The following is a 21248-nucleotide window of genomic DNA, read 5'->3' on the forward strand; positions in this document are numbered from 1 at the left end:
GGCATCAAATATAGACCCCTCTTTCCAAAATAAAAAAAGGCAATTATCGGCAATCACAGGATTTTATAGAGGTATATACACTGAATTACAATTAATGTTTGTTAAATACAATTTCAACCAATTTATCGTCTGTTTTCACAGGCATTTTACGACAAGCCACAATTTCGACAAAATTCAATTTTGGGTTGAGAACTGCCTTAAATTCTTACCAGCCTCAGTTCATATGGCCCGCCTTTATACCATATAATCCATAAATATACTTAAGCACAACAGAGGTTGCCATTCGTCAATACCGGCGACCAATCCGGCCATAAGGCAACCGTACATCCAGATGGGTACACTACGAAAGTTGGAGGTAAATACATTTGACCCACGATCAGCCACCAAACGGCGGCTGTCAAAAACAACTTAATCTAACCGTATCGATGACATTTTTATCTGATTTGACCAGCTGGGCCTGGGCGCCCATTCTATTGGTAGCCATTGTGTTATACAAGTTCGTGCTACGCTTTCTGTTCGGAATGGTGATCGTTCCCGAAGACCGGATTGGCCTGGTGACCAAGAAATTCGTGCTGGTCGGTACTGACCGTGAGCTACCCGACGGACGCATTATGGCCACTAAGGGAGAAGCCGGTTACCAGGCTAAGATGCTCGCACCGGGCTTATACTGGTGGATGTGGCCCTGGCAATACGGCGTTGAGATGCAGCCGTTCACGGTTGTACCGGAAGGGATGGTAGGGCTTGTATTGGCCAACGACGGGCAAGAGCTACCAACAGGTAATATTCTGGCCCGTCGGGTGGAATCTGACAACTTCCAGGATACCATCCGCTTCCTCGATAGCGGCGGGCAGAAAGGTCGGCAAACGTCGATTCTGACGCCAGGTACGTACCGGATCAACCCCTACGCCTTCACGGTCACGATGGCCCCGATGACCGACGTGAAAGAAAACATGGTCGGCATTATTACCGCACTCGACGGGGCACCACTACAGCCGGGTCAGATTGCGGGCAGGCAGGTAGAAGGGCACAACAACTTCCAGAACATCGATAGCTTCCTGCAGAATGGCGGTAACCGGGGCTTACAGCCGCAGGTGGTGCTGGCAGGTTCCTATTATATAAACCCCTGGGCGGTGCAGATCGAGCAGATCCCGATGACGGAAGTAGCGATCGGGCATGTGGGGGTGGTGATCTCCTATATTGGTGAAGATGGCGAAGACATGACCGGCGATACCTTCAAGCACGGCAACATTGTCAGGAAGGGGTTCCGGGGCGTTTGGATGGAGCCGCTGGGGCCGGGGAAATACCCGATCAATACGTATACGATGAAAGTCGAGAACGTACCTACCACCAACCTGGTCCTGAACTGGGCGAATGCGCGTTCGGAAGCGCACGCACTTGACCGAAATCTGTCGACCATTACGGTACGGTCGCGCGATGGTTTCCCGTTCAACCTCGACGTGGCGCAGATCATTCACATTCCGGCCAACGAAGCGCCCAAGGTGATTGCCCGTTTTGGCTCGATGGTCAATCTGGTGTCGCAAGTGCTGGAGCCTACGATTGGCAACTACTTCCGTAACTCCGCGCAGGACTCCGACGTGATCGCCTTTCTGAGCACCCGGAAAGAACGGCAGGAATCCGCCCGCGAGCATATCCGGCAGGTGTTGGAAATCTACAACGTGAACGCCGTTGACACGCTCATTGGCGACATTGTTCCGCCTGAAGCCCTGATGAAAACACTGACTGACCGGAAGGTGGCGCAGGAAGAGGAAAAAACGTATGACACGCAACGGATGGCACAGGAAAAACGGCAGGGGTACGAACGCGAAACGGCCATTGCCGAGATGCAGCGCGAGATCGTGAAAGCGCAACAGAGCGTAGAGATTGCCGAACGCACGGCCAATGCCGCCGTAAAGAAAAGCGAAGGTGAAGCGCGGAGTTTACAGCTTCAGGTTGGGGCCGAATCGGAAGCCACGAAAGTACGCGCCGAAGCCAACGCCGAAGCCCGCCGCCGCCAGGCATCGGCCGAAGCAGATGCCACCAAACTGACTGCCGAGGCCGAAGCCGAACGTATTGCCAAAACGGGTGCTGCCGAAGCCGAGAAGATTCTTGCCATTGGCAAATCGACCGCCGAAGCCTACGAATTGCAGGTGAAGGCCATGGGCGACGATAACTTCACCCGCTACAAGATCACCGAGGAGATCGGCAAAGGTCAGATCAAGATCATTCCCGATCTGGTCATCAACGGCGGCGCCGAGGGAGGTTCTGAGGGTGGCATCAACGGATTGCTTGGATTGAAACTGCTGGAGATGAACGGTAATCGCAACGATCGTAAGAACGGGAAGTAAGGATTGCTACTTACAGTTCTTATCAATTCGAGGGAGTTTTTGTCATCCCTCCTGACGTCGGGATGACAAAAACTCCCAGCCCACCAACCTTACGATCAGGTACGTCTCATCCAGCCATTACCTCATTCAGATCAACCGCCACAAAGCTCGCCTTCGGTTCGTCGCAAGTTGCGCAATGGTAATCGGTGGGTAGTTGCTCAAAGGGTAGGCCAGCAGGTACGTTCTGTCTGAGATCTCCATAGTCTGGATCGTAGATCGTGAAGCAGCTTGGGCATTGATGCACCGGTTGACTCTGTTCCGTAGCGGGCGTTGGCAGTTCGGCTGGTTCCGCGCTGACAGTCATCAGTTTAAGGCGGCTGGTGTTGAACTGATGGCACAACCGATCGATGCGGGCGGGCAGGTGCAGTTTAAATATGCCCCGCTCAAAAAGCGTGTAGCGTCGGCTGTTGGGATTGAAATTCTCGGCAAAATACAGGTCGTAGACGCTGAAGAAAGAGAGTTGTCCAAGGCCCAGCACCGACCGCCGACGAATCAGAATAGAGCCGAACACCTCTGATTTGGCCCGGGTTTGAATGCCAAAACACAAGCCAAACGTGCGCGTATCATGCTTCTCGAAAAATCGGATCACGTAGTTTTTCAGGCGTGTACCTTCATCGGTATGATCTTCGGTTTGCCAGGCTAGTTCATTGGCGGCATGGCGTACATTGATATTATGTTTACCAAGCACGTGCGACCAGGCAGCCCGATCCTTACCAGTAATCGCCTTGATGACCAATGACTTCCATGGAGTTATGCAAATTTCCCCAATCCGCGTTTTAAGGCAGAGCGCGCAGACATCGAGCAGGAAACTGATCGGAAATAGCTCATCGCGGCGGTAAATTCCCAGCCAGGTACGTTCGCCGTAGCGGTTAAAACCTTCGTAGTACGGCAGCGTAAATTCGGGCAGGTCTACCTCCTGCGTGGCGGGCTGGGTGATAAACGAGTTGCCAGCCATCACCGTCGTGTACAGGTCATTGGCGTTGATATCCTCTCCTACCGACCTTAATAATGCCTCCTCAACTGCTTTGGCCAGGCGACCTACATCATTCGTATACACCAGATCGCGCCAGCGGAATAGTGCATTGCTCTGCTTCGGGCGGATGTAGAGATACCAGAAATGGGGTTCGGACGAGGCAATGAAGTTCAGGTTACCCGTAAAAAACGGTGTAAAGCTTTGGTTGGCGTCCGACAGGTTTACCTTCAGCTTCGGCCGGTAGTCAAACTGGTCGAGAATGGTGTGGTACTCGCTTTCGCCCAGCCAGTCGCCCGAGCGAAATACCGCCTCGCCGCAATACGAACTGATGATGTTCGGGTGATTGTCCGTATCAACTTCATACGTGATCGCCTCGCTTTTCAGGGCTTTCTCGAACGGTCTCATTTCCTCGCCATGAACGGAGATCAGCAACTGCTGACGACTCCCAAACCGTACCTGACGTACCCGGGCCTCGTAGGCCAGTTTCAGCACTTTCTGCAACGATGCGGGCGAGACAATACCAGCTGGCAGGTTAATTTTTACCGTGAAATAATCGCGCATGGATGAAAGAAATTAGGTAGTGAACGGACGATAGAATGAGCGTATGCTTTTTTGTCATCCCGACAACGTAACTAGTCACTCGCTACCGCTTTCACCAATTCGCTCATTCGTTCCAGTATTCCCCGTACCTCGGGGCGGCAGGAGCCACAGCCGGTACCGGCGCCCGTTTGCTGGCAGAGTTTCTGGAAATCGGTACAGCCGCCCGTAATAGCCCTTTCCAGGTTTCCTTGGCCTACGTTATTGCAGGAACAAACCAGTTTGCCCGCAATCGGATCGGCCGTCTTGCTGGCTCGGAGCAGTTGGAGACGTTTCTCGGTGAGTTCGGTGCCGTTGGCAATGAGGTCACGGAATTCCTGAAACTCGTTTTTATCGCCAACCAGCACGGCGCCGACCAGCTTATCCCGGTGAACGATACACTTCTTGTAGTAGCGTTTTGCTTTATCGATGAAGATAATCTCTTCGTAAGCGGCGCGCTCCGACGGGTCGATGCTGGCGGGCACTTCGGGCAGGCCGATACTGCACAGGTGCAGGCCCTCCATTTTCAGAATGTTCATCGACACGCTGCCTTTGTAGGGTTGCGATACGTCGCCCGAGATGAAGCGGGCAGCGGCTTCGGCCTGTTGTTCGGCGGCCAGCGTGATTCCCCACATCTGTCCGCGCCATTGCGCCAGTTCACCCGCTGCAAAAATGGCAGGGTCCGACGTTTGCCCATAATCATTGATCACCACGCCCCGGTTGCATGCCAGTCCGGCATCGCGGGCGAGTTCAGTATTGGGTACGGTGCCAATGGCCATCACCACCACCTGACAGGCCAGTGTGCGTCCCGATTTAAGTCGCACGCCCGTCACCCGATCGGTGCCGACGAATGTTTGTACTTCTTCGTTGAAATACACGTCGATGCCCCGCTCAACCAGATCCTGATACAACAAATCGCCCGCTATCGGATCAAGCTGCCGCTCCATGAACCGGCTGATGCGCTGAATGACCGACACCCGAACGCCAATCTGCCGGAGCGACGCCGCCAGTTCCAGCCCCAACAGGCCACCACCCACAATCACGGCGGTCGGCGTTCCGGTATGTGGTTCTACAGGTACGTTGCCAACGGCTTCAGGCGACAGAAACGGGAGCAACGCATCGGCATCGAGCCGAGACCGCATATTGAAAATGCCGGGCAACTTCGGTACGCCTTTCGGCATGAACGCGCGGCTACCCATGCCCAGCAATAGCCGATCGTAGCTGTGCTCAACGCCTTCGGTATCGGTCACCACCTTATTTCGTCGGTCAATGTGGGCAATGCTAACGCCTTTATGCACCACAATATTCGCCTCAGCAAACTGGTCTTCGCGCAGTTTGACAAGCTGCTCCCACGATTGCGCGCCACTGATGTAGTCGGGCAGCAACACCCGGTTGTAGAACGGATAAATTTCGCTCGAGAACACATGAATTTCGTCGGTGGTATTCAGATTACGGTAAGCATTGATAAATCCCAACCCTGCCGATCCAGCGCCGATCAGAATGATTTTTTCAACCGGTTTCTGGTACGGAAGCACTTCCACGGCCGTGAACTTGAAATCGGGTTCTTTTGATCGGGGATCGATCAGGGCGTTGGTGAGGTTGTTGGCTCGTCCCAGCGTGCTGCTGTCCGGGTTGCCTGCCAGGGCGCGGCCCCAGTGCATTGGCAGAAAGCATAGGCCGGGGCGGATATCTTCCGACAGTTCGGCGGTGACACGTACCTGACCCCGACGACCGGTAATGGTTACAAGCTGACCATCCCGGATGGCGCGGGCGCGGGCATCGTCCGGGTGAAGTTGCAACCGGGGCAACGGCGCGTGTTGATTCAGCTTGGCCACCCGCCCGGTCTTGGTCATGGTATGCCACTGATCGCGCACCCGTCCCGTTGTGAGCACCAGCGGAAAATCGGCGTCGGTCGGTTCCGATGCGTTTTCGTCGGGTACGGCGTGGAGTTGGGCGCGTTTGTTCGGCGTGTAAAATGTGTGGTCAGTGAACAGGCGGGACGTACCGAGCGACTCGGTATCGGCCAGTGAATAAGGCCACTGAATGGATCGTTTCTCTTTCAGCAACGCGTAGGTTACGCCCGTTACGTCAACGTTGGTATTGGCCGTACTTCGGGCGTATTCGGCGTATACAGCCTCGGCATTTGGGTACGTAAAGGCATCGCCAAAGCCCATTTTCTGGGCAAATCGCCAGATAATCTCTACATCGGGCAGGGCCTCGCCGGGTACGTCGAGCACTTTGGGCAGGTACGTTATCCGGCGTTCGGCATTGGTCATGGTGCCTTCTTTTTCCAGCCAGCCAGCAGCAGGCAGAACTACATCGGCAAACGCTACGGTATCGGCCCGCGCCGAAATATCCTGCACGACTACGAAACGAGCGTTTTTCAGGGCTTTTTCTGTCGAATTCACATCGGGCATGCTCACCGCCGGATTCGTATTAATAATCCAGATGGCCTTCAGCGTATCGTTGTTCAGCGCATCGACAAGCTCGGTTGCCGTAAGACCGGGTTTGGGCGCAATCGGCACCGGGCTATTCCAGAACGCTTCCATCTCGGCGCGGTGGGCGGCATTAGTCACGTCGCGGTGAGCAGGTAACGCATTGGCCAGCCCCCCTACTTCCCGGCCACCCATGGCATTGGGTTGCCCCGTCAGCGAGAACGGCCCGTTGCCCGGCGTTCCGATTCGACCAGTCAGCAGGTGCAAATTGATAAGCGACAAATTCTTGTTCACCCCCACCACCGACTGGTTCATCCCCATCGTCCAGAGCGACAAAAACCCCTTCGACTGGCTGATCCACGCTGCCGTTTGCCGAATTGCGTCTGCGTCAATACCGCAGATGTCGGCGGCTTCGTCAACGGTTCGCAGGCGCACCACGTCACGTAGGGCGGTAAACCCGTCGGTATGATCGGCGACGAACGAGGCGTCAATCATTCCTCCGTCAATCAGTTCCCGGGCAATGGCGTGATTGAGAACGATATCGGTGCCGGGACGGATGGGCAGATGCAGATCGGCCGAACGGGCGGTGTCTGTTCGGCGGGGGTCGACGCAGATGATACGTACCTGCGGATTGGCCGCTTTGTGCGCCTCAATACGCCGCCAGATAATGGGATGGCACCACGCCGGATTAGCGCCCTGCACGTAAAACAGGTCGGCCTCTTCGATATCGTCGTAACAAACCGGCACGGCATCTTCACCCAGCGACAGTTTGTACCCCACCACCGCCGAGCTCATGCACAGCCGCGAATTGGTATCGATGTTGTTGGAGCCGATAAAGCCTTTTATGAGCTTGCTTACCAGGTAATACTCTTCTGTGAGGCATTGTCCCGATACATAAAACGCTACCGAATCGGGGCCGTATTTCTGAATAAACGTCTTGAAAACGGCGGCGGTCCGTTCCAGTGCCGCATCCCAGCTTACCCGTTGCATCGGCCGATCGCGACTGAACCGCATCTGTGGATACAGCAGCCGGTCAGACTGATCCATAACCGTGTAATTCAGGTTCATTCCCTTGGAACACAGCATACCCCGATTCGACGGATGCTGGGTATCGCCTTCAACGGAAAGCTGTCCGCCGGTGGCCTGTTTTACCACAACTCCGCAGCCAACGCCACAGTAACAGCAGGTGGTTTGATGCGTCATGTTTTTAGGGATAAAGAGGGTGAGTACGGTTCGGAGTTGGCACGTTTGCTTCGCGCTTGTGGCCCTTCGACTAGACGTCAGCCAAGTACGTGAGCGCGAAGCAGTTATCTAACTATGAATCAACTAACTTGCGCTACGCTCGTTCGGCGATGGGCACCAGCTCGAGTTCGTCGGCGACCTGCGTTTTCTCGTTGAAATTGATCAGGAACAGAAGCGCACCGACACTGGCTACGGCAATGCCGATGTAGCCGAAAGCCTGCGCGTAGGTGATGGTTTCCGACTTAAACAGGAAGCCCATCAGCATACCACCGAGGTTACCGCCTGCCCCCACAACGCCCGAGATCACGCCCACGGCTTTGGGGTTTACGAACGGCACAATGGCGTAGGTGCTGCCGTTCGCCATTTTCAGGAACAGCGCAAACGAGAGCATCGAAGCAATGGCGATGGGCAGATTACCCGACTGCGCAAACAGGATAACGCCCACACCTTCGAGCAGCAACAGGCCACCCAGCAACCAGCCTTTCCCGCGCATGCCGTAGGTACGTCCCACCCGATCGGCCAGGATGCCGCCGAGCGCACGGGCGAACAGATTCATGAACCCAAACAGCATGGCCCAGAAACCAGCTTCGGTCATCGACACGTGGAAATTGTCGAAAAAGTAGAGAGCGGCCACCCCGTCGAACGTAATTTCCATGCCAAAACAACCGGCATAGGCCAGCGCCAGCCCCCATACACGAATGTCAGCGCAGGCTTTCCAGAACGAAATGCCGCTTTTGGCCGACGACGTCTGCTCAATACCGTCCGGTCCGGCGCTTTGGAAATTACCGGCGGGGGTATCTTTCGTGTAGGTATAATAGACGTAAGCCATGACCAGCATCAGCACGCCGGGGACGATCATGGCCAGCCGCCAGGCATCGCCTTTGACGTACCCAAAGCCCACGATGGTTGTCATGATCAACGGCATAATCAGTTGCGTGACGCCACCGCCCAGGTTCCCCCAACCACCCGCTACCGCGTTGGCCGTGCCTTTGATGTTCGGTGCAAACATGGCTGAGGTGTGGTATTGCGTGATAACGAACGACGCGCCGATGATGCCAATGGCCAGCCGGAACAACAAAAACGAGGTATAATCATGGGCCAGTCCCACCAGCATAACCGGCAACGAGCCAACCACCAGCAGAGCCGTGTAGGTTTTGCGCGGTCCCCAGGTATCGCAGAGGCGACCGATGATCAGACGGGCAAAAATCGTGGCTGAGACCGCCGCAATAATCGTGTTACCGACCTGTGGTTTGGTCAGGCCCAGGTCGGCGCGGATGGCGGGCATGAGCGGAGCCAGGCCAAACCAGCCGAAGAAGCAGACAAAAAACGTAACCCACGTAATGTGAAACGTGCGCATCTGAATGCCGCTGAAACTGAGTACGTTGAGACTGGTAAGTGGTTTGTTTTGAGAAATCATAACGGTACGGTTTATAGACTCGGGGGAAGGAGTTTTCAACAATTAAATTGACGAGTTTTGTAGCGGTATCACCACTCGCTTAGGCCCTTGATATCTTTATTTCCTGATGTTGATATGCAGCGCTTTTTGTCATCCCGACGTAAGGAGCGGTCCGCCGTTGCGGGATGACAAAAGCGCTGCTTAATTCACAGTAGTCAACCAGTTTAATTGATCGAGCACTGGTCATTCATCTAACCACGCCTCAGTCAACCACTTCATCATCAATAGAATACGTCTTCACCAGTAGGCTTAGCAGCTTGTCGTGAACAGCCATGTATTCGGGCAGGTGAATGATATCTTTTTTGTGACGGGGACGTGGCAGGTTGATATCCACGATCTGGTTGATGGTTGCCGATGGGCCATCGTTCATCACCACCACCCGGTCTGACAGGAAGATGGCTTCTTCGATGTCGTGCGTCACCATCACAATCGTTTTATCGCGGTTATCGAGGTTCCAGAGCTTGAGCAATTCCACGTGCATGCTGCCTTTCGTCAGGGCATCCAACGCGCCGAACGGTTCATCGAGCAGCAGCACCGACGGGTTGATCGAAAAGGCGCGGGCAATGGCCACGCGCTGCTTCATGCCCCCGGATAATTGACCGGGGCGTTTGTCCTGATGCGCCGACAGGTTCACCATGGCCAGGTTTCTGATCACGATTTCCGCTTTCTCTTCCGACGAACACGCTGGCATCACGGCATCAACCGCCTGATACACATTCTGGTACACCGTGAGCCAGGGCAATAGCGAATAGTTCTGGAAGACAATGCCCCGGTCGGGACCCGGTCCCGTTACGCGCTTTCCGTTCACCAGCACCTCACCGGCCGATGGGCTCACCATACCACTAATGGTGTTCATCAACGTTGATTTGCCACAGCCGGAGTGACCGATGATGCTGACAATCTCCCCTTTACCAATGGTCAGGTCAATGTCTTTTACCGCCGTAAACTGCCCTTTACCAGACGATTTAAACGAGACAGTCACGTTTTTAACCTCGATACTAACGGGCCGATCCTGAATGCCCAATACAGGTACGTCCGGGCTATCTATCAGTGAAGTAGTCATGTTGTTGGTTGTTATGGTCCCTCCGCAGGCGCAGAGGGACCGGAAAAAGTTTTATTCGTAGGCGACCCACTTCTGAAAACCGCTGAACAGCTTATCGAGCAGCAGGCCTACGATACCGATGATCAGGATGGCCGACAGGATTTTCTCCAGACTCAGGCCATTCCAGCTATCCCAGACGAAGAAGCCGATGCCAACGCCGCCCGAGAGCATTTCGCCCGCTACGATGACCATCCAGGCAATGCCGATCGATAATCGCAGTCCCGTGATGATGTGCGGCAACGCGTACGGAATCAGGATTTTGGTCAGGTATTTGCCAACCGGAAATCCGTAGGCCCGCCCCACATTCTTGAAATCCTGCGGAATACTAGCTACACCAAAGGCCGTATTGACCAGCGTTGGCCAGAGCGAAGTGATGGCAATGATGAACACCGTAGCACCGTCTGACGCTTTGAACGCCAGCAATCCAAGCGGAAACCAGGCCAACGGTGATACGGAACGCAGGATCTGCACAATTGGGTTCAGCAACCGCATGCCCGTTTTCGAAGCGCCCATCAGCAAACCCGCCGGAATGGCGATCAGGCTACCGATCAGGAATCCGCTGAATACCCGCTTGATCGACGCCCACAACTGAATACCAATGCCTTTATCGTTGGGGCCGTAATCGTAGAACGGGTCTTGCAACAGGTCGTAGAACACCGTCCAGGTGGCTACCGGGCCCGGAATCTCGTTTTTCGTCAGCATCGTCACCAGCGACCAGATGCCCAGCAGAATCAGCATGCTGAGAGCAAATGAACCGACGGTCAGAAGTGATGCCCTCGTGAATAGCTTTTTCATAGTCAGTCTGCGCTTAATGTTTTGTTTGAGCCAGATAACCTGCCGGAGCCAGCGGATCGAACACCACATCGAACGCCGTTTTGATGGGCTTCATGTCGGGCTGAATAGGTACGTTCATCTCTTTAGCCACTTCCGCGAACAGGTCATCGAGGATCAGCTTTTCAGATATGCCCTTGTAATCGGGCGCTGATTTGAGGTAGCCAAATCGAACGTATTGCGACAGAAACCACATCATGTGGCTTTTCAGCGGCGTACACACCACACCGTTGTTATAGAAATTCATCTTGTCGGCGCCGTATTTCTGTACGCCCAGTTCACAACCCAGATCGTTAGAACCCATCAGCCGGGCTTCGAGTACGGCTACCGGTGCATTCACGTAATACGGTTTGCTGAGCCAGGCGGCTGCTTTCTTGCGATTACCCATGTTATCCAGCCAGCGACCGGCTTCAATCAGGGCCTTCATTACATTTTTCAGATCAGCGCGGCGGGCCGACGAGAACTGGCTGTTGACAACCAGCGCTTTCTCGGGATGATCTTTCCAGATATCCTGCGAAGCGATGTGCGTAAATCCTACGTTTTGGGCCACAGCCACGCCATTCCAGGGTTCGCCCACGCAGAAACCTTCCATATTGTCGACCTTCATGTTGGCCACCATCTGCGGCGGCGGAATGGTGATGATACCCACCGATTTCGGGTTCACGCCCGCTGCTGCCAGCCAGTTGCGCAACCAGATGTCGTGCGTGCCGCCGGGGAACGTCATGGCGAACGTAACTTCCTTACGCTGTTTGATTTGCGAAATGGCCGCGCCCACTTTCTTGATCTCTTTAAAGCCCACGAGGCCGCAGAAATCTTTCGAGAGGGTGATCGCCTGTCCGTTATTATTGAGCACCATCGCAATCTTCATCTCCGACCCTGCTTTGCCGCCGATGCCGGTATAGACCGAAGCAGGCATCGAGAACAGGCAGTGGGCTCCGTCGAGCTCGCCGTTGAGTACTTTATCACGAATGTTGGCCCACGATGCTTCTTTGCTGAGCTCCACATTCACCCCGTATTTCTGAAACAGGCCGAGCTCTTTGGCCACTACCAGTGGCGCGCAGTCGGTGAGGGGAATGAACCCTAATTTGATGGGTTCCGAGGCGGGTTTCAGCGCCGTGGTGATGGCAAAAACCGGCAGTAACGTCAGGATGAGCAGTCGTATGTAGTTCTTTTTCATGGTGTTATTGTTTGATAGCCACTGGCTTAGCGTAGAAGAAATCAGGGCGGATGTTGATCATCAGGTAAGACCACGTACCCACTTTATCGCGCTGGTTCATGGTACCCTGTTTGGTGTATTCCAGGCTGTTGGTGCCATTCATGACGGCGTAACCCAGTTCAACCGTGGTGAATTTGTTGAGCGCGTAAGTGGCGATGAAATCGTATTCCATACCCAGTTTGGCATCGACGAGAGCGCCCGTCGGGGCGTCGGGCATCTTGTTGTAGGTAGGCGCTGCCAGTGAGAAATAATGCACATCGAAGGTGGCTGTCAGACGCGAACCGGCGTATTTGAATTTCCAGAACGCATCCTGCAAACCACCCGCCGGTGAACCCGTACCCACGTAGAAATAATCCATGTAGCCCCAATGCCGGTGTGGCGTGCCGTAGAGCGGATCGAACCGGCTCGTTTGCCCCGCCTGAATCGTAGCGGCATTGTTGCCCGACAGCACTTCATAACCCGGACCGGTGCTCAATAATCCGCGCTGCACCATCAGATTACCGCCATAGTGATACGCATTTTTGATTAGTAGCCCGTCGCGGTCGGTACCGCTCTGACCGTAGCCGAACGCCTGCCACTGCACTTTCCCGAATCGCGATGAGGCATTGCCCAACTGACCGATCAGCATACCGCCGTAGGTCATCCGCGAATTGGTGCCCGTCTGGTCGTACCGGCGACCGTAAACGTACCCAGCCGCAGCGCTACCGGTACTGTCTATACGATACCTGGAAAAGTCGTCTTTGAAGAAGAGCGCCGAGAATTTGGTCTGGCCAAACTTGCGCGTCAGATAGGCCATCTGAAACGATTTGAACTGCTGGTTCTGGCCGTTGGTACTCACATTGGTAGCCAATACCGGCGCCCCCCCTTTCCCCGACGTTGGGATGAAGCCCGCCGGAATGGCCAGCGACACGTTCTTGTTTGACAGCGCTGATGCAGGCACGTTGCCGGGTGTGTAGTCGGTACCGGCCACGCCAAACGCGTCGGAGTTCTGGTTAAAGCCACCACCAATGTCAAGCGACCAGCCGAGGTGTTGGGCTTTCAGCAGGGCAGCATCGAACCGGCGGCCCTGTTGCAGCCAGTCGAGGTTACCAAGCAGGCGTACATCGTCATAGACCAGTTCCTGCCGACCGAGTTTCAGCGACAGGTTTTGAATGGCTTTAAACGGGATGGTCGTATCGGCGCTGTTAGCGAGGGTGATTTCGGCCCAGGCTTCGTGAACCATGAGTCGGTTGCCATCGGCGTTGTTGATGGTTGACGCATCCTGCCCCCACACGCGAACATCCTGAATGGCGGTTGAGAACAGCACGCGATCCCATTTATAGCCGAAGTTGAGGCGGGTACGTTGCGACGTAAATACAGCCGCTTTAGCATCTAACGGGGCCAGGTTACCCAGGCCATTCCTGATTTCTGTTCGGGTACGTACCTGACCAACCAGGGTCATCTGGGCCAGCAAAAGGCCCGGTGCGCATACCAGCGCCACAAGCGGGAGCCAGTACCGGATACGGTAGATTTTCATGAAAGTGGTTACGATTAAGCAATGAAAATGATGGTGAAAAAGGGCTCAGTATGGTGCTGAGCGGCATTCGCCCGTGCAACAGGCGGCGAATGGAACCGGGCGTGAACCGCCGGCTGAATTGCTTTACGGTCTATTTTTCATTTCCTTTGCTTTGTTTGTGTGACACATAGACAACCCCTGTTAAGCCGGTCTAAAGGTGCCCCCACACCAGACCGGCTTTTTTGTTAACAAGCCTGCATCAGGCCCAGCGCATACTCGGTCACATAGGCCGGGTGTAACGCTACCACCTCACCAACAATCAGTACGGCGGGCGCCCCCACGCCCTGTTCCGCAACCAATTGTGGCATATTCCAGACTTGCCCAACCACGCACCGTTCGTCGGGGCGTGTTCCGTTTTGTATCACGGCCATTGGTAGGTGATCCCGACCAAACTGGCGATACAACTGGCATAACTCCGTTAATTTCGAAAGACCCATCAGCACCACCACGGTTGCGTTCGATTGTGCCGCCAGGGGCAGATCCGATGACAGTTCACCGCTTCGGGTGGTGCCCGTAATAACCCAAAAACTCTCGCTGACGCCCCGGCTGGTTACGGGTATTCCCTGCGACGCGGGTACGGCAATGCAACTCGATATACCCGGTACAATGTCGCAGATAAGCCCGTGACGTCGGGCATAGTCGATCTCTTCGTATCCCCTACCAAATACAAACGAGTCGCCCCCTTTAAGCCGCACCACGTGCCCTACTTCATGCGCCAGCTCAACGATCAACTCATTGATAACGGTTTGAGGCGTTGATGGCTGGCCTGCCCGTTTTCCTACATAGTAGCGATGGGCATGCGCCGGAGCATAAGCCAGCAGGCTCCGGTTGGCCAGGTCGTCGTACAGCACGGCATCGGCCTGCTCGAGCACCCGCACGCCTTTCAACGTAAGCAATTCAGCATCTCCGGGACCGGCGCCAACCAGAGTAAGTTTAGGGACTGCACTACGCATAGCCTTGCTTGTTGGTTAGTAGAAAAGTACTATTTATAGTTGTTTGTAACTATACGATTAACTGCTTCAAAAGTAGAGGTTAAATTTTGAGAAAAAACACTTTTGCCAAAAAATATCTTGAATTTTAACCTCTATACGCTCTTTTTAATAGGAATACTAGCAAAACACGGCTACTTTTGAAGCACACAAAAATCGAGGATACGGGGGTATTTTCTTGGTTTAGTACTATAAAAAAACAGGGCAATTCTAAACACGTAGTTACTATTGACTATGAACACACAAAACAACCGTCGTATTGTGGTATTGGGCAATGGCATGGCCGGGTACAAATTCTGCGAGAAGCTTATTGCCAAACAATTGGGCAGTGCAATCCCGTTTACACTAACCGTTTTTGGGGAAGAGCCACGCATCGCCTACGATCGGGTTCATCTCAGTGCCTATTTCGCCGGAAAAACCGCCGACGATCTGGCGCTTGCCCCGGAAAGCTGGTATACCGACAACAACATTCAGCTCTATCTTTCCGACCCGGTCATCGCCATTGACCGTGATCGGAAAGAGGTTCGCTCACACCACGGTCACGTAGTTCCTTATGACTATCTGATCTTCGCCACGGGCTCATCGGCGTTTGTGCCACAGATACCAGGCGTCGATAAAGATGGCGTGTTTGTGTACCGCACACTCGAAGATCTTGACCTGATACGTACCTACGCCACTAAAGCCCGGCACGGGGCGGTACTGGGCGGTGGGCTGCTGGGCCTCGAAGCCGCCAACGCCCTGCTCGACCTGGGTCTGGAGGCTGCCCACGTGGTTGAATTTGCGCCACGCCTGATGCCCCGGCAGATCGATGCGGCGGGTTCGGCCATTCTGCAACGCCGGCTTGAAGATCTGGGCCTCCAGATTCACCTGAACAAAAGCACACAGCAACTGACCGGCGACGGGGTAATAAACGGCATGCAGTTTGCCGATGGCTCCCTTCTGTCCATCGACATGCTCGTTATTTCGGCCGGCATTCGGCCGCGCGATGAACTGGCCAAACGCAGTGGTCTCGACGTACATCCGCGCGGGGGAATCGTGGTCGATAATTTCCTACAAACGTCCGACCCGGCCATATTTGCCATTGGCGAATGTGCGCTGGTGCACTCGATGATCTACGGACTGGTAGCTCCGGCCTACGACATGGCCGACGTGGTGGCGGCCCGCCTGACCGGCACCGAACGGGAGTTTCAGCCATTCGATATGTCGACAAAACTGAAGTTGATCGGGGTCGACGTAGCTAGCTTTGGCGATGCGTTTGCCGAAGGGGACGACTGCCGGACGGTTTGTTATGAGAACAAGGCGAAGGGCGTTTACAAACGGATCAACATCAGTGCCGACGGAACCACCCTGCTGGGGGGCATTCTGGTGGGCGATGCTGCTGAATACAACCAGTTATTACAGGTTTGCAAGAACAAGACGATTCTCCCGCCCGACCCTGAAGACCTGATCCTGGGCAACCGGGGTGGCGAAGACGTACCCGGAGCGGGCGTTATGAGCCTGCCCGACGAAGCGCTGATATGCTCGTGCGAGGCCGTTACAAAGGCGCAACTCTGCCACGAAATTGGCGAGAATGGCCAGACCACTATTGATGCGCTGAAGAAATCGACTAAAGCCTGTACGGGATGCGGAGGCTGTACACCGATGGTGAAAGACCTGATTCAGGCCGTTCAGAAGCAGCAGGGCGTCTATGTTCGGAATGTGCTTTGCGAACATTTCGACTACACCCGACAGGAACTGCTTGATCTGGCCAAGATCAACCAGCTGACCACCTACGGAGCCGTGCTCGATACGCTGGGGAAAGGCGACGGTTGCGAAGTGTGTAAACCGGCCGTGGCTTCGATTCTGGCCAGTTTGTGGAATGAGAACATCCTCGAGAAAGACCGTGCGCCGATTCAAGACTCCAACGACCGGTATCTGGCCAACCTTCAACGCGGGGGTACGTATTCGGTAGTTCCCCGCATTCCGGGCGGCGAGATCACGCCCGACAAACTCATTGCCATTGGTCAGGTGGCCAAGCAATACGGCCTGTACACCAAGATCACCGGTGGCCAGCGAATCGACCTGTTCGGCGCGCACGTGGGTGATTTGCCCGCCATCTGGGAACAACTGATCGCCGCTGGTTTTGAAAGCGGACATGCCTACGGTAAAGCCCTCAGAACGGTAAAAAGCTGCGTAGGAACCACCTGGTGCCGGTTTGGGGTGCAGGATTCAGTCTCGTTTGCCATCGAGATCGAGAACCGGTACAAAGGCATTCGGGCGCCCCACAAATTCAAATCGGGGGTATCGGGCTGCGTGCGCGAGTGTGCCGAAGCGCAGAGCAAGGATTTCGGCATCATTGCTACGGATAAGGGCTGGAACCTCTATGTGGGTGGCAACGGCGGGGCCAAGCCTCAACACGCACACCTGCTGGTGTCGGACGTTGACAAGGCGACCTGCGTAAAGTTGATCGACCGGTTCCTGATGTTCTACATTAAAACCGCCGATCCGCTCATGCGCACCGCTACCTGGATTAACAAAATGGAAGGCGGCATAACGTACCTGAAAGCCGTAGTTGTTGAGGATAGTCTGGGTATTGCCGCCGAACTGGAAGGGGAAATGGACGCGCTGATTGCCAATTATAGCTGCGAATGGAAGGCTGTGGTTGAGTCGCCCGCCCTTCGCCAGCGCTTTACCCACTTTGTCAACGCCCCAACGCTCAAAGACCCAACCGTTCAGTTTGCCCCCATGCGCGATCAGATACAGGCGCAGGATTGGATACGTTGAATTTTAACGACGATCTGGCTAGCGTTGGCTTCGCGCTGTAGGCCCTTCGACAAGCTCAGGGTAACAACCCTACCCAAGGTCGTCATTTACATGCTTGAGTGAGTTGTCACCCTGAACCTGTCGAAGGGCCTAGCTCGCGAAAGCAATACACTAAACGCGAAAAATCACCTAACAACTTGTTTTTCAGAATCAAGAACAAAATACAACCATGACAACTACCGAAACCATAACCTGGCACGTTGCCTGCCAGACTGCCGACGTACCTGCCGACGGCGGGGCGTGCGCCCTGATCAATGGCCGGCAAATTGCCATCTTTCACCTGGCCCGCCGAAACGAATGGTATGCCACCGACAACCAGTGCCCCCACCGCCAGCAGATGATCCTGTCGCGGGGGATGACCGGCAGTGTGGGCGACGAACCCAAAGTTGCCTGTCCATTCCATAAGAAGGCCTTTTCGCTAAAAACCGGGGCCTGTCTGAGCGGCGACGATTACCAGATCGACACATTCGCCGTACGTATTGAGAACGGCATGGTCTATATTGGCCTCCCGGCATGACCTCACCCCCGCGCCCCCATACAAACCATCAAGTCGACGAGCAGGTTGCTCGTCGACTTACGCGTTTTTACGTACTGGCCCTGTCGGTCATTGCCCTATTGGCGGTAAGCGGCATTGTATTGGTTCGGCGTACCCTCAATGAGCATTACGATGATGGTCGCGTGGTGAACGTTGCGGGCCGACAGCGTATGTTAAGCCAGCGCCTGACCAAACTCGCGCTCCTCCGTTTGCTGAACATACCCGGCAACGACCTGACGCCCGTCGATTCACTATTGCAAACCTGGACCAAGAGCCATCAGCAGCTTCGTGCAGGTACGTTGCTAATGGAAAAAGCCTATACAGTTCCCAAAAGCCCGGTGCTCGACAGCATGTTTATCCTGATAGACCCTGTTTTTCAGCGAATGCACGACGGCTTGACGCAGGTAATACAGCTGAATCAGTCACCGGAAAACAAGCAGGCGGCGCTTCGGGTCATCCTGGCTAACGAACCGGCTTATCTTCGACAGATGAACGCGATCGTGTTTCAGTTCGATGCCGAGAGCGTAGCCCGGGTACGTTCGCTGGAACGGACGGAATGGTTTCTGGGACTGGCTACACTCATTACATTGCTGCTCGAAGGGCTTTTCATTTTTCGACCAGTTGTCAATTACGTTAAATTGATCATCAGACGATTAGCGAAATCAGAAGATGATCTACAGGCGGCGAATAGTACGCTCATTGTAGCCAACCAGACATTGACCAGCACGCAGCAGCAACTTGTTCAGGCGACAACGGATAAGCACCTGTTGCAACGGGCCGAAGATACCGTTCGGTCTGCCGCCCTGCTGGAAGGCCAGGAAGAAGAGCGCCGCCGGTTTGCCCGTGAACTACACGATGGGATTGGACAAATGCTGACCGGATTAAAACTACAGGCAGGTACGTTGAAAAAAGCCAGCTTCACCGACGAGAAACACCGCCGCCGGGCCGAAAACCTGTGCGACCTTGTCGGCGATATCATTCAAACCACCCGGCAGATATCGCATAACCTGATGCCCTCGGTTCTGGGCGATTTCGGCCTGGGCCCTGCCCTCCAGCTTCTTGCCGATCAAACCGCCTACTCTACTGGTCTTCAGGTTCAGTTTGACGCCACACAGGCAGAATCACTTCACCCGCCCCAAAAGTTAAGTCCGGCAATTGACATTGGGTTATACCGGATTGCGCAGGAGGCCATCAATAACGCCGTCAAGCACGCCAGCGCCCAGCATATATGGTTAAGTCTGGAACAGCATGATGACGTTGTGTCGATCCAGGTTGCCGATGATGGACTCGGCTTTACGCCACCAGATTCAGAAGGTAAGCTGCCTGATACTGGCGGCAAATCCGTTATTGGCCGAAACGGGATTGACACAATGCGCACCAGAGCCCGACTGCTTAACGGCACCTTCGCTATCCACTCGGCGCCCGGGCAGGGAACCACAATCATTACCACTATTCATCATACAACCAACCTGTTACCATAATCAGATGGCTATCCGAATCCTAATCGCCGATGATCACGCCGTAGTGCGCAGAGGCATGTTAACCCTGCTCGAAGATGCCGACGACATGGAGGTGATTGGTGAAGCAGCAGATGGTGAGCTGGCCCTGGCGCTCATTCCCGATCTGCTTCCCGACGTACTCTTGCTCGACATTACCATGCCCAAACTATCGGGGCTCGAGGTGGCCAGGGAAGTGGCCGCCAGCTACCCCAGCGTACGGGTACTGATGTTCAGCATGCACAACAACCCTGATTACATCCTGACCTCCGTGCAGAACGGAGCGGCGGGCTATTTGCCCAAAGACAGCGATCATGACGAGATTCTGAAGGCACTAAGGACCGTTGCGGCGGGCGAACTGTATTATCCGCCGTCGGCCTCGGCGGTCATCATTCGGCATTATGTGGTACCTAAAGCGGCGCAGCAACGGGAAACCCCCGCACTTACCAAAGAAAGCAACGCAACGATCTGGAAAAAGTTGACGCCCCGGGAGACCCAGATTCTGCAGTGCCTCACCCAGGGAATGAGCAGCCGCGACATAGCTCACCGGTTCGACGTCAGCCCGAATACGATTGCCAACCAACGTGCCAGCATCATCCGAAAAGCAGGTGTGAAAAATATGGTTGAACTGATCAGCGTGGCGCTGGGCAGCCGGGCAACATAGCTGCTGATGGGCGTTGGTTTCGTTACCCCCGGAATCGCCAGCATTCGGCTAGCTAGCGGGCATGAAACCGTTTCTTGAACTGCAAGGGATTTTCACCCGTTACCGCTCGGAATATTTTATTGAAGTACGACAGACTCTCGAACCCGCAGGCCTCAGCCGCTTCAGTCACTGTATGATCGGCCAACAGGAATTTCTGGGCCTGATTGATACGGTATTTGTTTAGTAACTGCGTAAAGGTCAGCCCCGTCATTCGTTTAATGTATCGGCAGAAAGCAGCTTCGGTTAAGGTCACCACATCAGCCGCTTCGGAGATACTAATTTTCCGCGTAAACTGCTCTTCCACAAACTGATAGAGTTTCCTGATTCGCTCTTGTTCCCGCAGATTGTATGCGCTTGTCACCGGCTTCCCATGCAGCGAGGTGACGTCAGCACTCGTTGCGAGTTGCTGGAAGATGGCCAGTAACGCCATCATCCGCTCAAACGGTGGTTGATGGGCTAACATTTCCAGTTTAGCACCGACCTGCTGTTTTGTTTCACCCCCGAATGATAGGCCAGCCCGTGCACGCTCAAAAAGTGTGGTGATCGCGGCAAATTCAGGCGCCTTCCAGAAGCCTTCGCCGAGAAACGATTCGTGAAGCTGAACCACTACTTTTCGGTAGTCGGTCTTGACACCATAATCGAAGTTCAGGTGCGGAATGTTAGGGCCAATAAACACCAGGTCGCTGCCTTCATAGCGTGAAATATGGTCACCCACATGCCGGGTTCCGCTGGCACCGTCGATATACACGATCTCGTATTCGGGATGGTAATGCCACAGGAAAACGTCCTGCAGGTGGGGCGTCAGCAGAATATGAAACGAACTGTCTGCATCAGGTCGGATTTCTTCAAGGGCAATTTTCATAGTGAGGTAGTATCTGAATTGGAGCGTGGTGGCCCCGACCGGCGTTACTTTCTTTTACTCCTTTACTCTTGTGCGCTTTATTCTCATCAGA

General features: G+C 54.5%; 14 protein-coding genes. 5 read left to right on the forward strand and 9 right to left on the reverse strand.

The annotated features are described in order from the left end of the window. Positions 1 to 425 precede the first annotated feature (425 nt). Positions 426 to 2345: an SPFH domain-containing protein gene (locus J2I46_RS03715; protein WP_207327580.1), complete on the forward strand. Its 1920-nt coding sequence runs from the start codon at positions 426 to 428 to the stop codon at positions 2343 to 2345. A gap of 106 nt (positions 2346 to 2451) precedes the next feature. Here J2I46_RS03715 and J2I46_RS03720 read toward each other — a convergent pair whose 3' ends face one another. The 8 genes from J2I46_RS03720 to cobA all read right to left on the reverse strand — a co-directional run bounded on the left by J2I46_RS03720 (position 2452) and on the right by cobA (position 14723). Then, positions 2452 to 3918, reverse strand: coding sequence for a rubredoxin domain-containing protein (locus tag J2I46_RS03720; RefSeq protein ID WP_207327581.1), 1467 nt, complete (start codon positions 3916 to 3918; stop codon positions 2452 to 2454). A 71-nt stretch (positions 3919 to 3989) separates the two neighbouring features. Then, positions 3990 to 7571 carry a nitrate reductase gene (locus J2I46_RS03725; protein ID WP_207327582.1) on the reverse strand — a complete coding sequence of 1194 codons (3582 nt, stop codon included), beginning with the start codon at positions 7569 to 7571 and terminating at the stop codon, positions 3990 to 3992. Between the two features lie 133 nt (positions 7572 to 7704). Beyond that, on the reverse strand, positions 7705 to 9027 hold the full coding sequence (locus tag J2I46_RS03730) for a NarK family nitrate/nitrite MFS transporter (protein WP_207327583.1): 1323 nt from the start codon (positions 9025 to 9027) through the stop codon (positions 7705 to 7707). Positions 9028 to 9268: 241 nt separating this feature from the next. Then, complete coding sequence (locus tag J2I46_RS03735; RefSeq protein WP_207327584.1) at positions 9269 to 10129, reverse strand: ABC transporter ATP-binding protein; 861 nt, start codon at positions 10127 to 10129, stop codon at positions 9269 to 9271. Between the two features lie 51 nt (positions 10130 to 10180). Continuing rightward, on the reverse strand, positions 10181 to 10963 hold the full coding sequence (gene ntrB, locus J2I46_RS03740; RefSeq protein WP_229379471.1) for a nitrate ABC transporter permease: 783 nt from the start codon (positions 10961 to 10963) through the stop codon (positions 10181 to 10183). A 13-nt stretch (positions 10964 to 10976) separates the two neighbouring features. Then, positions 10977 to 12176 (reverse strand): CmpA/NrtA family ABC transporter substrate-binding protein, encoded by a 1200-nt coding sequence (locus J2I46_RS03745; protein WP_207327586.1) that lies wholly within the window; start codon positions 12174 to 12176, stop codon positions 10977 to 10979. 4 nt (positions 12177 to 12180) lie between these two features. Next, positions 12181 to 13656 carry an alginate export family protein gene (locus J2I46_RS03750; RefSeq protein ID WP_229379605.1) on the reverse strand — a complete coding sequence of 492 codons (1476 nt, stop codon included), beginning with the start codon at positions 13654 to 13656 and terminating at the stop codon, positions 12181 to 12183. Positions 13657 to 13955: 299 nt separating this feature from the next. Further along, positions 13956 to 14723 carry a uroporphyrinogen-III C-methyltransferase gene (gene cobA, locus J2I46_RS03755; RefSeq protein ID WP_207327588.1) on the reverse strand — a complete coding sequence of 256 codons (768 nt, stop codon included), beginning with the start codon at positions 14721 to 14723 and terminating at the stop codon, positions 13956 to 13958. Positions 14724 to 14993: 270 nt separating this feature from the next. Between cobA and nirB the strand changes: the two genes are divergently transcribed. From nirB to J2I46_RS03775, 4 genes are all read left to right on the forward strand, one after another. Next, positions 14994 to 17522, forward strand: coding sequence for a nitrite reductase large subunit NirB (nirB, locus tag J2I46_RS03760; RefSeq protein ID WP_207327589.1), 2529 nt, complete (start codon positions 14994 to 14996; stop codon positions 17520 to 17522). A gap of 208 nt (positions 17523 to 17730) precedes the next feature. Further along, on the forward strand, positions 17731 to 18078 hold the full coding sequence (gene nirD / locus J2I46_RS03765; protein ID WP_207327590.1) for a nitrite reductase small subunit NirD: 348 nt from the start codon (positions 17731 to 17733) through the stop codon (positions 18076 to 18078). Further along, positions 18075 to 19577: an ATP-binding protein gene (locus tag J2I46_RS03770; RefSeq protein ID WP_207327591.1), complete on the forward strand. Its 1503-nt coding sequence runs from the start codon at positions 18075 to 18077 to the stop codon at positions 19575 to 19577. The genes nirD and J2I46_RS03770 overlap by 4 nt, the downstream gene beginning before the upstream one ends. Before the next feature lie 4 nt (positions 19578 to 19581). Beyond that, positions 19582 to 20256, forward strand: coding sequence for a response regulator transcription factor (locus tag J2I46_RS03775; RefSeq protein WP_207327592.1), 675 nt, complete (start codon positions 19582 to 19584; stop codon positions 20254 to 20256). A 52-nt stretch (positions 20257 to 20308) separates the two neighbouring features. Here the strand turns inward: J2I46_RS03775 and J2I46_RS03780 are convergent, their stop codons facing one another. Beyond that, positions 20309 to 21157 (reverse strand): AraC family transcriptional regulator, encoded by an 849-nt coding sequence (locus J2I46_RS03780; protein WP_207327593.1) that lies wholly within the window; start codon positions 21155 to 21157, stop codon positions 20309 to 20311. Positions 21158 to 21248: the final 91 nt, after the last annotated feature.

The sequence above is a fragment of the Fibrella forsythiae genome, from assembly GCF_017353175.1.
GTDB classification, from domain to species: domain Bacteria; phylum Bacteroidota; class Bacteroidia; order Cytophagales; family Spirosomataceae; genus Fibrella; species Fibrella forsythiae.

Excerpts from the sequence above, each read along its gene's own strand:
- cobA (WP_207327588.1), bottom strand. The coding sequence starts at position 14,723 with ATGCGTAGTGCAGTCCCTAAACTTACTCTGGTTGGCGCCGGTCCCGGA.
- ntrB (WP_229379471.1), bottom strand. The coding sequence starts at position 10,963 with ATGAAAAAGCTATTCACGAGGGCATCACTTCTGACCGTCGGTTCATTT.
- J2I46_RS03780 (WP_207327593.1), bottom strand. The coding sequence starts at position 21,157 with ATGAAAATTGCCCTTGAAGAAATCCGACCTGATGCAGACAGTTCGTTT.
- nirB (WP_207327589.1), top strand. The coding sequence starts at position 14,994 with ATGAACACACAAAACAACCGTCGTATTGTGGTATTGGGCAATGGCATG.
- J2I46_RS03770 (WP_207327591.1), top strand. The coding sequence starts at position 18,075 with ATGACCTCACCCCCGCGCCCCCATACAAACCATCAAGTCGACGAGCAG.
- J2I46_RS03715 (WP_207327580.1), top strand. The coding sequence starts at position 426 with ATGACATTTTTATCTGATTTGACCAGCTGGGCCTGGGCGCCCATTCTA.
- J2I46_RS03745 (WP_207327586.1), bottom strand. The coding sequence starts at position 12,176 with ATGAAAAAGAACTACATACGACTGCTCATCCTGACGTTACTGCCGGTT.
- nirD (WP_207327590.1), top strand. The coding sequence starts at position 17,731 with ATGACAACTACCGAAACCATAACCTGGCACGTTGCCTGCCAGACTGCC.
- J2I46_RS03725 (WP_207327582.1), bottom strand. The coding sequence starts at position 7,571 with ATGACGCATCAAACCACCTGCTGTTACTGTGGCGTTGGCTGCGGAGTT.
- J2I46_RS03735 (WP_207327584.1), bottom strand. The coding sequence starts at position 10,129 with ATGACTACTTCACTGATAGATAGCCCGGACGTACCTGTATTGGGCATT.
- J2I46_RS03775 (WP_207327592.1), top strand. The coding sequence starts at position 19,582 with ATGGCTATCCGAATCCTAATCGCCGATGATCACGCCGTAGTGCGCAGA.
- J2I46_RS03750 (WP_229379605.1), bottom strand. The coding sequence starts at position 13,656 with ATGACCCTGGTTGGTCAGGTACGTACCCGAACAGAAATCAGGAATGGC.
- J2I46_RS03720 (WP_207327581.1), bottom strand. The coding sequence starts at position 3,918 with ATGCGCGATTATTTCACGGTAAAAATTAACCTGCCAGCTGGTATTGTC.
- J2I46_RS03730 (WP_207327583.1), bottom strand. The coding sequence starts at position 9,027 with ATGATTTCTCAAAACAAACCACTTACCAGTCTCAACGTACTCAGTTTC.